The following is a 15,038-nucleotide window of genomic DNA, read 5'->3' as shown; positions in this document are numbered from 1 at the left end:
GCCACGACGGGTGTGACGGTTGATACGACACTGGGACCTCCCCCGGACCGCGTGTGTCTCTCCATGATGCGCCAAGGGCGGCCATCCCGTTGTGGGATGGCCGCCCTTCAGCGCGTCAAGCAGTCGCTCGCCTACTGGTTGTACGGACCGTAGTCGTAGTCCTCCAGCGGAACGGCCTGGCCGGAGCCGGAGCCGAACGGCGAGTAGTCGATGTCGTCGTAGCCCACGGCCGAGTACATCGCGGCCTTGGCCTCCTCGGTCGGCTCGACCCGGATGTTGCGGTAGCGGGACAGGCCCGTACCGGCCGGGATGAGCTTACCGATGATGACGTTCTCCTTGAGGCCGATCAGGGAGTCGGACTTGGCGTTGATCGCCGCGTCCGTCAGAACCCTGGTCGTCTCCTGGAAGGACGCCGCCGACAGCCAGGACTCGGTCGCCAGCGAGGCCTTGGTGATACCCATGAGCTGCGGACGACCGGAGGCCGGGTGACCGCCCTCCTGGACCACACGACGGTTCTCGTGCTCGAACTTCGAACGCTCGACCAGCTCGCCGGGCAGCAGCTCGGCGTCGCCGGACTCGATGATCGTCACGCGGCGCAGCATCTGCCGGATGATGATCTCGATGTGCTTGTCGTGGATCGACACACCCTGCGAGTTGTAGACCTTCTGGACCTCGCCGACCAGGTGGACCTGGACGGCCCGCTGACCCAGGATGCGCAGCACGTCGTGCGGGTTGGTGGCACCCACGGTGAGCTTCTGGCCCACCTCGACGTGGTCGCCCTCGCCGACCAGCAGACGGGCACGCTTCGAGATCGGGAACGCCGTCTCGTCGCTGCCGTCGTCCGGGGTGATGACGATCTTCTTGGTCTTCTCGGTCTCCTCGATCCGGACGCGTCCGGCCGCCTCGGAGATCGGGGCGACACCCTTCGGCGTACGGGCCTCGAAGAGCTCGACGACACGCGGCAGACCCTGGGTGATGTCGTCACCGGCCACACCACCGGTGTGGAAGGTACGCATCGTCAGCTGGGTACCGGGCTCACCGATGGACTGGGCGGCGATGATGCCGACCGCCTCACCGATGTCGACCAGCTTGCCGGTGGCGAGCGAACGGCCGTAGCACATGGCGCAGGTGCCGACGGCGGACTCACAGGTCAGGACCGAGCGGGTCTTGACCTCCGAGACGCCACGGGCCACCAGTTCCTCGATGAGGACGTCACCGAGGTCGGTGCCGGCCGGGGCCAGGACCTGGCCGTCGACCACGATGTCCTCGGCGAGGCAGCGCGCGTACACGGACGTCTCGACGTTGTCCGCCTTGCGCAGCACGCCGTCCGCACCGCGCTCCGCGATGTGCAGCTTGAGGCCGCGTTCGGTGCCGCAGTCCTCCTCGCGGATGATGACGTCCTGGGAGACGTCGACCAGACGACGGGTGAGGTAACCGGAGTCGGCGGTACGCAGGGCGGTGTCGGCCAGACCCTTACGGGCACCGTGCGTGGAGATGAAGTACTCCAGCACGGACAGACCCTCACGGAACGACGCCTTGATGGGCCGCGGGATGGTCTCGTTCTTGGCGTTCGACACCAGACCGCGCATACCGGCGATCTGACGCATCTGCATCATGTTTCCTCGGGCGCCCGAGGAAACCATCATGAAGATCGGGTTGGTCTTCGGGAAGTTGTCGTTCATCGCCTCGGCGACCTCGTTGGTCGCCTTGGTCCAGATCGCGATGAGCTCCTGGGTCCGCTCGTCCTTCGTGATCAGACCGCGCTCGTACTGCTTCTGGACCTTCTCGTCCTGCGCCTCGTAGCCGCGGACGATCTCCTTCTTCGCCTCGGGGACGACGACGTCGGAGATGGCGACGGTGACACCGGAGCGGGTGGCCCAGTAGAAGCCGGACGACTTCAGGTTGTCGAGCGTGGCCGCCACGATGACCTTCGGGTAGCGCTCGGCGAGGTCGTTGACGATCTCGGAGAGCTGCTTCTTGCCCACCTCGAAGTCGACGAACGGGTAGTCCTCGGGCAGCAGCTCGTTGAAGAGCGCGCGGCCCAGGGTCGTCTTCAGACGGAAGGAGTCACCCTGCTGCCACTCCGGCTCGCCCTCCTCGCGGGCCGGCGGGGTCCAGCCGCGCGGCGGGATGGTGCCCACCGGGAAGCGGACGTCCACCCGCGACTGGAGCGAGAGCTCGCCGGCGTCGAACGCCATGATCGCCTCGGCGACCGACGCGAAGGAGCGGTCCTCGCCCTTGGCCGCGCGGCCCTCGGCGTCGGTGGTGAGGAAGTACAGACCGAGGACCATGTCCTGGGTCGGCATCGTCACCGGACGGCCGTCGGCCGGCTTGAGGATGTTGTTCGAGGACAGCATCAGGATGCGGGCCTCGGCCTGCGCCTCCGCGGACAGCGGCAGGTGCACGGCCATCTGGTCACCGTCGAAGTCCGCGTTGAACGCGGTGCACACGAGCGGGTGAATCTGAATGGCCTTGCCCTCGACCAGCTGCGGCTCGAAGGCCTGGATGCCGAGGCGGTGCAGCGTGGGCGCACGGTTCAGCAGAACCGGGTGCTCCGCGATGACCTCTTCCAGCACGTCGTACACGACCGTGCGGCCGCGCTCGACCATGCGCTTGGCCGACTTGATGTTCTGCGCGTGGTTCAGGTCGACCAGGCGCTTCATCACGAACGGCTTGAAGAGCTCCAGCGCCATCGCCTTCGGCAGACCGCACTGGTGCAGCTTCAGCTGCGGACCGACGACGATCACGGAACGGGCCGAGTAGTCGACGCGCTTGCCGAGCAGGTTCTGACGGAAGCGGCCCTGCTTGCCCTTGAGCATGTCGGACAGCGACTTCAGCGGACGGTTGCCGGGGCCCGTGACCGGGCGGCCGCGGCGGCCGTTGTCGAAGAGCGCGTCGACGGCCTCCTGGAGCATGCGCTTCTCGTTGTTCACGATGATCTCGGGCGCGCCGAGGTCGAGAAGCCGCTTCAGGCGGTTGTTGCGGTTGATGACACGGCGGTACAGGTCGTTCAGGTCGGAGGTCGCGAAGCGGCCACCGTCCAGCTGCACCATCGGACGCAGGTCCGGCGGGATGACCGGCACGCAGTCCAGGACCATGCCCTTGGGGCTGTTGGACGTCTGCAGGAACGCGGAGACGACCTTCAGGCGCTTGAGGGCGCGGGTCTTCTTCTGGCCCTTGCCGGTGCGGATGATCTCGCGGAGCTTCTCGGCCTCCTCCTCGAGGTCGAAGGACTCCAGGCGCTTCTGCAGCGCCGCGGCACCCATCGAGCCGTCGAAGTACGTGCCGAACCGGTCGCGCAGCTCGCGGTAGAGCAGCTCGTCGCCCTCGAGGTCCTGGACCTTGAGGTTCTTGAACCGGGTCCACACCTCGTCGAGGCGGTCGATCTCGCGCTGCGCGCGGTCGCGCAGCTGCTTCATCTCACGCTCGGCACCCTCGCGCACCTTGCGGCGCACGTCGGCCTTGGCACCCTCGGCCTCAAGCTCGGCGAGGTCCGCCTCGAGCTTCTTGGCGCGGGCCTCCAGGTCGGCGTCGCGGCGCTGCTCGATCTGCTGGCGCTCGACGGAGACGTGGGCCTCCAGCGACGGCAGGTCGCGGGTGCGGCGCTCGTCGTCGACGTACGTGATCATGTACGCCGCGAAGTAGATGACCTTCTCGAGGTCCTTCGGGGCCAGGTCGAGCAGGTAGCCCAGACGCGACGGGACGCCCTTGAAGTACCAGATGTGGGTGACGGGCGCGGCCAGTTCGATGTGGCCCATCCGCTCACGGCGCACCTTGGCACGGGTGACCTCGACGCCGCAGCGCTCGCAGATGATGCCCTTGAAGCGGACACGCTTGTACTTGCCGCAGTAGCACTCCCAGTCCCGGGTGGGACCGAAGATCTTCTCGCAGAAGAGCCCGTCCTTTTCCGGCTTGAGGGTGCGGTAGTTGATGGTCTCGGGCTTCTTGACCTCGCCGTGGCTCCACTGACGGATGTCGTCAGCGGTGGCCAGGCCGATCCGGAGCTCGTCGAAGAAGTTGACGTCGAGCACTATGCGTCAATCCCTCTCAGGGTCGTAAGTCTGTGGTCTGAAACGGGGGCCTGGGGGTCGGCGGGTCTCCTGGTCAGGAGACCCGCCGGACTCCCGTCAGACCTCTTCGACGCTGCTCGGCTCGCGCCGGGACAGGTCGATGCCGAGCTCCTCCGCAGCGCGGAAGACATCCTCGTCGGTGTCGCGCATCTCGATGGACATACCGTCGCTGGACAGCACCTCCACGTTCAGGCACAGGGACTGCATCTCCTTGATGAGCACCTTGAAGGACTCGGGGATGCCGGGCTCGGGGATGTTCTCGCCCTTGACGATGGCCTCGTAGACCTTCACGCGGCCGGTGACGTCGTCGGACTTGATGGTCAGCAGCTCCTGGAGGGCGTAGGCGGCGCCGTAGGCCTCGAGGGCCCACACCTCCATCTCGCCGAAGCGCTGGCCACCGAACTGGGCCTTACCACCCAGCGGCTGCTGGGTGATCATCGAGTAGGGACCGGTCGAACGGGCGTGCAGCTTGTCGTCGACCAGGTGGTGCAGCTTCAGGATGTACATGTAGCCGACCGAGATCGGGTCCGGGAACGGCTCACCGCTACGGCCGTCGAACAGCTGCGCCTTGCCGGACGGGAGGACCATGCGGTCGCCGTCGCGGTTCGGGATGGTGTGCTGGAGCAGACCCGCCAGCTCGTCCTCACGGGCACCGTCGAAGACCGGGGTGGCCACGTTGGTGCCGGGGGCGACCTGGTCGGCGCCGATGGCCTGGAGGCGCTCCGCCCACTCGTCCGCGAGGCCGGAGACGTCCCAGCCGCGGCTGGCGAGCCAGCCGAGGTGGATCTCCAGGACCTGTCCCGGGTTCATTCGGGACGGCACACCCAGCGGGTTGAGGATGATGTCGACCGGGGTGCCGTCCTCCAGGAACGGCATGTCCTCGATCGGCAGGATCTTGGAGATGACGCCCTTGTTGCCGTGGCGGCCGGCGAGCTTGTCACCGTCGGTGATCTTGCGCTTCTGCGCGACGTAGACGCGGACCAGCTGGTTCACGCCCGGCGGCAGCTCGTCGCCCTCCTCGCGGTCGAAGACGCGCACGCCGATGACCTTGCCGGTCTCGCCGTGCGGCACCTTCAGCGAGGTGTCACGGACCTCACGGGCCTTCTCACCGAAGATCGCGCGCAGCAGGCGCTCCTCGGGGGTCAGCTCGGTCTCGCCCTTCGGGGTCACCTTGCCGACGAGGATGTCGCCGGCGATGACCTCGGCGCCGATGCGGATGATGCCGCGCTCGTCGAGGTCGGCGAGGACCTCCTCGGAGACGTTCGGGATGTCCCGGGTGATCTCCTCGGGGCCGAGCTTGGTGTCACGGGCGTCGACCTCGTGCTCCTCGATGTGGATCGAGGAGAGGACGTCGTCCTGGACGAGGCGCTGCGACAGGATGATCGCGTCCTCGTAGTTGTGGCCCTCCCACGGCATGAACGCGACCAGCAGGTTCTTGCCGAGCGCCATCTCGCCGTTCTGGGTGGCCGGACCGTCGGCGAGGACCTGGCCCTCGACGACACGGTCGCCCTCGTTGACGATGACCTTCTGGTTGACCGAGGTGCCCTGGTTGGAGCGGGCGAACTTGGCCAGGCGGTACGTGATGTACGTGCCGTCGTCGTTGGTCGTGGTGATGTAGTCGGCGGAGATCTCCTGGACCACACCGGCCTTTTCGGCCTTGACGACGTCGCCGGCGTCGACGGCGGAGCGGTACTCCATGCCGGTGCCGACGAGCGGGGACTCCGACTTGATGAGCGGAACGGCCTGGCGCATCATGTTCGCGCCCATGAGGGCACGGTTGGCGTCGTCGTGCTCGAGGAACGGGATCATGGCGGTCGCGACCGACACCATCTGGCGCGGCGAGACGTCCATGTAGTCGACGTCCTCGGGGCTGACGTAGTCGACCTCGCCGCCACGGCGGCGGACCAGCACGCGGGCCTCGGCGAAGCGCAGGTCGTCCGCCAGGGTGGCGTTGGCCTGCGCGATGACGAAGCGGTCCTCCTCGTCGGCGGTCAGGTAGTCGACCTCGTCGGTGACCTGGCCGTCGCTGACCTTGCGGTACGGGGTCTCGACGAACCCGAACGCGTTGACCCGGCCGTAGGAGGCGAGCGAGCCGATCAGGCCGATGTTCGGGCCTTCCGGCGTCTCGATCGGGCACATGCGGCCGTAGTGCGAGGGGTGCACGTCACGGACCTCGAAGCCGGCCCGCTCACGGGAGAGACCACCCGGGCCAAGGGCCGACAGGCGGCGCTTGTGGGTGAGACCCGACAGCGGGTTGTTCTGGTCCATGAACTGCGACAGCTGGCTGGTGCCGAAGAACTCCTTGATGGAGGCGACGACCGGCCGGATGTTGATCAGGGTCTGCGGCGTGATCGCCTCGACGTCCTGCGTGGTCATACGCTCGCGGACGACGCGCTCCATACGAGCCAGACCGGTGCGGACCTGGTTCTGGATGAGCTCGCCCACGCTGCGCAGACGGCGGTTGCCGAAGTGGTCGATGTCGTCGGTCTCGACGACGATCGTCTGACCGCTGTCGCCGACCGTCTCGATCTCGCCCGCGTGCAGCTTCACCAGGTACTTGATCGTCGAGATGACGTCCTCGACGGTCAGGACGCCGGCGTCCAGCGGAGCGTCCGCACCCAGCTTCTTGTTGACCTTGTAGCGGCCGACCTTGGCCAGGTCGTAGCGCTTGGGGTTGAAGTACAGGTTCTCGAGCAGCGTCTGCGCGGCCTCACGCGTGGGAGGCTCGCCCGGGCGCAGCTTGCGGTAGATGTCCAGCAGCGCGTCGTCCTGGCCCTGGGTGTGGTCCTTCTCCAGGGTGGCGCGCATCGACTCGTAGTCGCCGAACTCCTCGAGGATCTGCTCGTTGGTCCAGCCGAGCGCCTTCAGAAGGACGGTGACCGACTGCTTGCGCTTGCGGTCGATGCGGACACCGACCATGTCGCGCTTGTCGATCTCCATCTCCAGCCAGGCACCCCGGGAGGGGATGATCTTGGCAGAGAAGATGTCCTTGTCGGACGTCTTGTCGATGGAGGAGTCGAAGTAGACACCGGGGGAACGGACCAGCTGGGACACCACGACACGCTCGGTGCCGTTGATGACGAAGGTGCCCTTGTTCGTCATGAGCGGGAAGTCGCCCATGAAGACGGTCTGGGACTTGATCTCGCCGGTCTCGTTGTTGGTGAACTCGGCCGTGACGAAGAGCGGGGCGGCGTACGTGAAGTCGCGCTCCTTGCACTCGTCGATGCTGTTCTTCGGCGGCTCGAAGCGGTGGTCGCGGAACGTCAGCGACATCGACCCGGAGAAGTCCTCGATCGGGGAGATCTCCTCGAAGATCTCCTCGAGGCCGGACTTGGTGGGGACGTCCTGACCGGACTCCAGAGCGTCCTCGACGCGAGCCTTCCACGCGTCGTTGCCGAGCAGCCAGTCGAAGCTCTCGGTTTGCAGCGCGAGAAGGTTCGGAACCTCGAGGGGCTCCTTGATCTTTGCAAAGGAGATGCGCAGCGGGGCGGTGCTGGCGCCGTTGTTCGTATTCGCGGTCGAGGCGTTGCGCGAGGCGGCCAAGAGGGGGTCCTTCCGAGGGCTCGGACTCACTACGCGCGTACCGGCCCCCCGCCGCCGCTTGAGGACAGGTCGTCCTGATCGGGCCGAAAGGCCAGGTCAAGGATGATCTGGTCGTCGTTGCTGAGGCGAGGGCATGCCCCTGGTGACGGGCAGGGGACAGCTAACAGGCAGCGCAAAGGGTCAGTGTAGCCACATGGCACACTGATGTCCAGTGCGGGTTTTTTGAGACCCTCGTAGTTGTCAACGTCTGCGGCCTACCTGCCCTCAACGCACCCTGATACTGCCCTCTTCGCCGCCGATCCATGCCTCGGATTCGGATCCTTGTTGGCGACGCGTCCTGAGAATTGCGCGCTCCGTGCGGTTCGTCAAGGCCTCCCATGGCCAAACCGGATGCTGCCATCGTCACTTGCAGCCCGCTGCCGGGAGCTCTGGAGGCACGACGAAGATCACCATACCCCTCCCTGCCGCGGGCGCAAGGCAGTCGGCACCGGCCCCCTCGAACGCCGAAGAGCGACCACCCGGATGGATGATCGCTCCTCGGTGCGTTCGCGTTACAGCCCCAGGGGGCCGTGTTCAGCGCGCGGGAGTCCTTCGCGGACCCGTGGAGGTTACTTGACCTCGACGGAGGCGCCGGCGCCCTCGAGGGCCTCCTTGGCCTTGTCCGCGGCCTCCTTGTTGACCTTCTCGAGGACGGGCTTCGGCGCACCGTCGACCAGGTCCTTGGCCTCCTTCAGGCCCAGGGAGGTCAGCTCGCGCACGACCTTGATGACCTGGATCTTCTTCTCGCCGGCGCCGGCGAGGATGACGTCGAACTCGTCCTTCTCCTCGACGACCTCGGCGGCAGCGCCACCGGCGGCACCGGCGACCATGACCGGGGCGGCCGCGGCGGCGGTGACGTCGAACTTCTCCTCGAAGGCCTTCACGAACTCGGAGAGCTCGATGAGGGTCATCTCCTCGAACTGCGCGAGCAGGTCTTCCTGGCTGAGCTTCGCCATGATGGCGGTCCTTCCACTCAAATCGGCAGGTGCCGGATGTACTGGGTGAGGCGGGCGTACGTCGGCCCGCTGCGACCCTCGCCGCGTCAGGCGGCTCGGATCAGAAAGCGAGCCGAGTTACTCGGCACCGCCCTGCTCGTCCTGCTTGGCGCGCAGCGCGTCCACGGTGCGGACGAGCTTCGACGGCAGCGCCTGGAAGACGGATGCAGCCTGGGACTGCTTCCCCTTGAAGGCACCGGCCAGCTTGGAGAGCAGAACCTCGCGGGACTCGAGGTCCGCAAGCTTCTTGATCTCGTCGGCGGACAGCGCCTTACCCTCAAGGACACCGCCCTTGATGACGAGATTCGGGTTGTCCTTGGCGAAGTCACGGAGACCCTTCGCCGACTCCACCGGGTCACCGGTGACGAAGGCGACGGCCGTCGGACCAGCGAAGAGCTGGTCGTCCAGCATGATCCCGGCCTCGTTGGCCGCAATCTTGGTCAGCGTGTTCTTCACCACGGCGTACTGGGCGTTCTCACCGAGCGACCGGCGCAGCGTCTTGAGCTGCGCCACGGTGAGACCGCGGTACTCGGTCAGCACGGCGGCGTTGGAGCTGCGGAACTTGTCCGTCAGCTCCGCAACCGCGGCAGCCTTGTCGGGCCTCGCCATAGAGCCTCGGCCTCCTTCCGGGTGATTCGGACCGCGCGGACCCGAAGGAGGACTGGGGAAAACGAAACGCCCCGGCGCAGGCGCTCGGGGCGGACTCGACCGGGTGCACACACGGGGATCGACGCGTGCTCCGGGAGTTCTTCCACAGTCACCTGCGCGGGTCGTCCGCAGTTCAGCGGATCCTTCGGCCACCGCACCCTCGTACGAGCGCGCGGCAACGACCAGCGGTCTTTGGCTTCTGTGGGAGCGTACGGGAGGGGGCTACCGCAAAGCAAATCGCCTCGGGAGCGCGGCTCAGGAGCCGATGCCGGTGCCGCCCGCGGTGGCGCCCTGGGACTTCATCAGGTCCTTGAAGTCCATGGTGTCGCCGGCCGGGGGCACCTGGACGGAGGTCTTCACGCCGTAGTCGCTGTAGTAGGCGGTGTTGGTCATGGTGCCGGTCGCCATGTCCGCCTTCTCGACCTTCTTGACCAGCAGGTTCCGGTCGTTGACCCAGATGTCGATGGACTCCGTGGTGACGCCCGCCTCGCTGAGCTGCTTCTTCAGCTCGTCCATCTGGCGCTTGGGCAGGTTCGAGGTCTTGCCGGCGAAGTCGGCGACGTTCACCGTGCCCGCGTAGTGCGTGGTGTGCTCGCCGCGCACCGTCGCCTCGCCGACCTTCCTGACGTCGCCGGAGGCCAGCAGCAGCTTCACCGACTGGTTCGGCGTGGCGTTCTTCAGCTGCTCCTGCATGTACTCGCCGGAGCCGCCTGCGAGGGCCCCGAGGTCCTCGTAGCGGTACGCGATCCAGTGCTTGCCGCCCGTCTGCCGCGCATAGGCGTCGCCCATGTGGGCGTAGTAGGCGTCGGGCAGGTACCGCGCCTCCATCGTCGTGGCCCCGATCCGGCGCATCGTCTCGGCGACCGTGCCGCCGGTGTAGGTGAGCTTGAGCGTGCCGGTCAGGCCGTCACCCCAGTCGAGGGTGCCGTCGCCCTTCATCGACATCAGCGTGCCGATGCTGGTCGTCATCGACACTCTGGCGGAGTCGGCCGCGGCGGTGGAGGTGTCGGCGGAGCGCAGGGCCGCGACGGGGCTCACGTGCGCGAGCCCCCGGCCGGCCGCGCCGTCGCCCTTGCCCGAGCCGCCGGAGGAACCGGAGGAGCCGCCGGAGGAGCCACAGGCGGCCACTGCGGTCAGCGAGGTCACCGCCACGACGGAGAGCGTGATACGGCGCGCGGTCGTGCTCGTCATTCGTCCCACCCCTATGCGGTTGCTGTGATCTTCACGCTAACGCAGCCCTGTGACAGGCGTATGGGAGTCGCACGGACGTCGCGCACGGACGTACGGAAGACGTCGTACAGGAGCCCCACGGAAAAGGGACGAGCCCCGCACCCGAAAAGGTTGCGGGACTCGTCCCTCAGCTGTGCGAGCCGTGGAGCCCGGACCGGCCCAGACCGGCGCGGACCGGCTCAGACCGCGGCCGGGTCCTCCTCGACGAGGAGGTTGCGGGTGCGGTTCGGGTCGACCGGGATGCCGGGGCCCATCGTGGTGGTGATGGCGGCCTTCTTGATGTAACGACCCTTGGCGGCGGACGGCTTCAGACGGAGGATCTCCTCCAGCGCCGCGCCGTAGTTCTCCACCAGCTTGCTGTCGTCGAACGACGTCTTGCCGATGATGAAGTGCAGGTTCGAGTGCTTGTCGACGCGGAACTCGATCTTGCCGCCCTTGATCTCGGTGACGGCCTTGGCCACGTCGGGGGTGACGGTGCCGGTCTTCGGGTTCGGCATCAGACCACGCGGGCCGAGGACGCGGCCGAGGCGGCCGACCTTGCCCATGAGGTCCGGGGTGGCGACGACGGAGTCGAAGTCCAGACGGCCCTTCGACACCTCGTCGATCAGCTCGTCCGCGCCGACGATGTCGGCGCCGGCGGCACGTGCGGCCTCGGCACGGTCACCGGTCGCGAAGACCAGGACCCGGGCGGTCTTACCGGTGCCGTGCGGAAGGTTCACGGTGCCACGGACCATCTGGTCGGCCTTGCGCGGGTCGACACCCAGACGGAAGGCGACCTCGACGGTGCCGTCGAACTTGGTCGTGGAGGTCTCCTTGGCGAGACGGACGGCCTCGAGCGGGGCGTACTGCTTCTCCCGGTCGATCTTGGCGTCCGCAGCGCGGAGAGCCTTGCTGCGCTTGCTCACAACTGCTCCTGTGTGTTCTGAAAGGAGTCGTGGTACGGGCCGAGCGGGCCCTGCCACGTGCGGCCATCAGCCGCATGGTGCTACGAAGGTGGGGTTCAGCCCTCGACCGTGACGCCCATGGAACGCGCGGTGCCGGCGATGATCTTCGCGGCGGCGTCCAGGTCGTTGGCGTTGAGGTCGGGCAGCTTGGTCTGGGCGATCTCGCGGACCTGCGCCTCGGTGATCTTGGCGACCTTGGTCTTGTGCGGCTCGCCGGAGCCCTTCTCCACGCCCGCGGCCTTGAGGATCATCTTGGCGGCCGGCGGGGTCTTGGTGATGAAGGTGAAGGAACGGTCCTCGTAGACCGTGATCTCCACCGGGATGACCCAACCGCGCTGCGACTCGGTCGCGGCGTTGTAGGCCTTGCAGAACTCCATGATGTTGACGCCGTGCTGACCCAGCGCCGGGCCGACCGGCGGAGCCGGGTTGGCGGCGCCGGCCTGGATCTGGAGCTTGATGAGCCCCGTGACCTTCTTCTTCTTGGGAGGCATTGCTCTCCGGGTCCTTTCGATTCGGGTCCTGCCGGCGCTCGGGTACCACCCGGACGCAGGCATACCGCACAACGATAACGGGTATGGCTGCGCGGCTGAAAACCGGGCAGGTCAGGCGATCGCTCGAGCGATCGCCTGACCTGCCCGGAAGCGGTACGTCCAGAAAGAACCGCGGTGAAACTAGTTCTTCTGGATCTGGTCGAAGCTCAGCTCGACCGGGGTCTCGCGGCCGAAGATCTCGACGAGGCCCTTGACCTTCTTGGAGTCCGGGTTGATCTCGTTGATCGTGGCCTGGAGCGTGGCGAACGGGCCGTCGGTGACGGTGACCGAGTCGCCGACCTCGAAGTCCAGCACCTGGACCTCGACCTTGCGCTGCGGGGCCGGCTTGCCCTCGGCCTCGGCGGCCTCGCGGGCGGCCTTCTCCTCCGCCTCGGGGGCGAGCATCTTGACGATCTCGTCCAGGGACAGCGGGTACGGGTCGTAGGCGTTGCCCACGAACCCGGTGACGCCCGGGGTGTTGCGGACGACGCCCCAGGACTCGTTCGTCAGGTCCATGCGGACGAGGACGTAGCCGGGCAGCTTGTTCTGCCGGACGGTCTTGCGCTCGCCGTTCTTGATCTGGACGATCTCTTCCTCGGGCACCTCGGCCTGGTAGATGAAGTCCTCGACGTTCAGCGAGACGGCACGCTGCTCCAGGTTCGCCTTCACGCGCTTCTCGTAGCCGGCGTAGGTGTGGATGACGTACCACTCGCCGGGCAGCGCGCGCAGTTCCTCGCGGAGCTTGGTGACCGGGTCGACCTCGGCCTCCGGCTCCCCTTCCTCGGCCTCACCCCCCGGCGCCTCGTCCACGACGTGGACGGCGGCCTCCTCGGCCGGCTCGCCCGCGGCGGCCTCGGCAGCCTCGGCCTCGTCGACCTCGTCCGCACCCTCGACGATGTCGAGCTCGTCATCCACGGACTCGGTCGGCTCGATGGCGTCGTTCAGGTTCGGGTCAGACACGGTGGCTGCTTCTTCCTGGATACATAGGGGTGGAACATGCGAAAAGGGGCGCCGGTAACCGCGGCGCCCTTCGCTCTTGGCTCAGCCGAAGACGTACTTGGCCGCGTGGCTGAGCCCATAGTCAATCACGGTCACCAGGCCGATCATGATGACGACGAAGACGATCACCACGGTGGTGTACGTCGTCAGCTGATTGCGGGTCGGCCAGACGACCTTGCGGAGTTCCGCGATGATCTGACGGTAGAAGACAGCAAGGCGCTTGAGCGGGCCCTTCTTGGCACGCTTGCCACCCTTGCGGGCCTTCTTGGATTCCGTCACCTCGTCCTGGGCATCAGGCGTGTCGAGGGAGCCCACGGCGTCCGTCATTCGTCCTCACCTGATTCCGGGTCGTGGCCGTGCCGCGCCCGGTCGAGCCGCACGGCGGTGCATTTCTGTACGTACATGCGCACACATCCTGGCGATGGTGTGTGTAGCAGGGCCGGAGGGACTCGAACCCCCAACCGCTGGTTTTGGAGACCAGTGCTCTACCAATTGAGCTACGACCCTTTGTGTGCCCCCAACGTACCGCATACGACCGGGTGCCCGGTGTGCACCCGGTGCGACAGCGGCTGCTGAAGGCCAACGAGGTGAGAGTGTACGTGTTCCGGCGCCGGTCGTCGAACAGAAAGTGCCCAACCGGCTCCGGTCGTTGGAAGATCGCCTGGCAGGAGGCGGGATCCGGACGGATGTACGGAGGTTCGACCGGCCTTGTTCATCCTGTGAAACCCGCGTGCCCCGGGCGTTTCCGGTCTGAAACGATGGACGGTATGAGCGCTGCAACCCCTCCCACCGAGCGCCGGGTCTCCGCCCGCATCGGCGCGATCTCCGAGTCCGCCACCCTCGCCGTGGACGCCAAGGCCAAGGCCCTCAAGGCCGCCGGGCGTCCCGTGATCGGCTTCGGCGCCGGCGAGCCGGACTTCCCGACCCCGGACTACATCGTCGAGGCCGCCGTCGAGGCCTGCCGGAACCCCAAGTACCACCGCTACACGCCGGCCGGCGGCCTGCCCGAGTTGAAGGCCGCGATCGCCGCGAAGACGCTGCGCGACTCCGGCTGGGAGCCGGACGTCTCGCAGATCCTGGTCACCAACGGCGGCAAGCAGGCCATCTACGAGGCGTTCGCCGCCATCCTCGACCCGGGCGACGAGGTCATCGTGCCGGCGCCGTACTGGACGACGTACCCGGAGTCGATCCGCCTGGCCGGCGGTGTCCCGGTCGAGGTCGTCGCGGACGAGACCACCGGCTACCGCGTGTCGGTCGAGCAGTTGGAGGCCGCCCGCACGGAGAAGACCAAGGTCGTCCTCTTCGTCTCCCCGTCCAACCCGACCGGCGCGGTCTACTCCGAGGCCGAGACCGAGGCGATCGGCCGCTGGGCCCTCGAGCACGGCCTGTGGGTACTGACCGACGAGATCTACGAGCACCTGGTCTACGGCGACGCCGTCTCGGTGTCCCTGCCGGCGCTCCTGCCCGAGCTGCGCGACAAGTGCGTCGTCGTCAACGGCGTGGCGAAGACGTACGCCATGACCGGCTGGCGCGTGGGCTGGGTCATCGGCCCGAAGGACGTGGTCAAGGCCGCGACCAACCTCCAGTCGCACGCCACCTCGAACGTGTCGAACGTCTCCCAGGTCGCGGCCCTCGCCGCCGTCTCCGGCGACCTGGAGGCGGTCGCGAAGATGCGCGAGGCCTTCGACCGGCGGCGGAAGACCATCGTGCGGATGCTCAACGAGATCGACGGCGTGCTCTGCCCGGAGCCGGAGGGCGCGTTCTACGCCTACCCGTCGGTGAAGGCGCTGATCGGCAAGGAGATCCGCGGCAAGCGCCCGCAGAACTCGGTGGAGCTGGCCGCGCTGATCCTGGAGGAGGCCGAGGTCGCGGTCGTCCCGGGCGAGGCCTTCGGCACGCCGGGCTACCTGCGCCTGTCCTACGCCCTCGGTGACGAGGACCTGGTGGAGGGCGTGAGCCGGATCCAGAAGCTGCTGGCGGAGGCGCGGGACTGAGTTCCGCTTCCGCTTGCGGGCGCCCGCGGACTACTCACGTGAGTAG

10 protein-coding genes and 1 tRNA gene are annotated in these 15,038 nt (G+C 67.3%); 1 reads left to right on the top strand and 10 read right to left on the bottom strand.

Annotation, left to right across the window (positions count from 1 at the left end; genetic code table 11):
- Positions 1-131: 131 nt before the first annotated feature.
- The 10 genes from ABZ818_RS31980 to ABZ818_RS31935 all read right to left on the bottom strand — a co-directional run bounded on the left by ABZ818_RS31980 (position 132) and on the right by ABZ818_RS31935 (position 13,505).
- A complete protein-coding gene (locus ABZ818_RS31980; RefSeq protein ID WP_361422374.1) occupies positions 132-4,031 on the bottom strand; it encodes a DNA-directed RNA polymerase subunit beta' in 3,900 nt (1,299 codons plus the stop codon).
- A 96-nt stretch (positions 4,032-4,127) separates the two neighbouring features.
- On the bottom strand, positions 4,128-7,613 hold the full coding sequence (gene rpoB, locus ABZ818_RS31975; protein ID WP_361422371.1) for a DNA-directed RNA polymerase subunit beta: 3,486 nt from the start codon (positions 7,611-7,613) through the stop codon (positions 4,128-4,130).
- A gap of 608 nt (positions 7,614-8,221) precedes the next feature.
- Positions 8,222-8,608: a 50S ribosomal protein L7/L12 gene (gene rplL, locus ABZ818_RS31970; protein WP_361422368.1), complete on the bottom strand. Its 387-nt coding sequence runs from the start codon at positions 8,606-8,608 to the stop codon at positions 8,222-8,224.
- A 117-nt stretch (positions 8,609-8,725) separates the two neighbouring features.
- The gene (rplJ, locus tag ABZ818_RS31965; protein ID WP_361422365.1) at positions 8,726-9,256 is read right to left on the bottom strand and encodes a 50S ribosomal protein L10; all 531 of its coding nucleotides are present in this window, start codon (positions 9,254-9,256) and stop codon (positions 8,726-8,728) included.
- 294 nt (positions 9,257-9,550) lie between these two features.
- Positions 9,551-10,486, bottom strand: a complete 936-nt coding sequence (locus ABZ818_RS31960; protein WP_361422362.1) for a hypothetical protein — start codon at positions 10,484-10,486, stop codon at positions 9,551-9,553.
- A 218-nt stretch (positions 10,487-10,704) separates the two neighbouring features.
- Complete coding sequence (gene rplA / locus ABZ818_RS31955) at positions 10,705-11,430, bottom strand: 50S ribosomal protein L1 (protein WP_361422359.1); 726 nt, start codon at positions 11,428-11,430, stop codon at positions 10,705-10,707.
- 95 nt (positions 11,431-11,525) lie between these two features.
- Positions 11,526-11,960 carry a 50S ribosomal protein L11 gene (rplK, locus tag ABZ818_RS31950; protein WP_019756559.1) on the bottom strand — a complete coding sequence of 145 codons (435 nt, stop codon included), beginning with the start codon at positions 11,958-11,960 and terminating at the stop codon, positions 11,526-11,528.
- A 180-nt stretch (positions 11,961-12,140) separates the two neighbouring features.
- A complete protein-coding gene (gene nusG, locus ABZ818_RS31945; RefSeq protein ID WP_361422356.1) occupies positions 12,141-12,959 on the bottom strand; it encodes a transcription termination/antitermination protein NusG in 819 nt (272 codons plus the stop codon).
- 81 nt (positions 12,960-13,040) lie between these two features.
- Positions 13,041-13,325, bottom strand: coding sequence for a preprotein translocase subunit SecE (gene secE / locus ABZ818_RS31940; RefSeq protein WP_361422353.1), 285 nt, complete (start codon positions 13,323-13,325; stop codon positions 13,041-13,043).
- Positions 13,326-13,432: 107 nt separating this feature from the next.
- Positions 13,433-13,505: transfer RNA gene (locus ABZ818_RS31935), tRNA-Trp, on the bottom strand.
- A 260-nt stretch (positions 13,506-13,765) separates the two neighbouring features.
- On the opposite strand from ABZ818_RS31935, the gene ABZ818_RS31930 reads away from it, so the two are divergent.
- Positions 13,766-14,992: a pyridoxal phosphate-dependent aminotransferase gene (locus ABZ818_RS31930; protein ID WP_361422350.1), complete on the top strand. Its 1,227-nt coding sequence runs from the start codon at positions 13,766-13,768 to the stop codon at positions 14,990-14,992.
- The last annotated feature ends 46 nt before the right edge of the window (positions 14,993-15,038 follow it).

The sequence above is a fragment of the Streptomyces sp. NPDC047453 genome (assembly GCF_040643155.1).
GTDB lineage: Bacteria > Actinomycetota > Actinomycetes > Streptomycetales > Streptomycetaceae > Streptomyces.
Note: the sequence above shows the minus strand (reverse complement) of the source record. Positions and strands in the feature narration are given on the sequence as shown.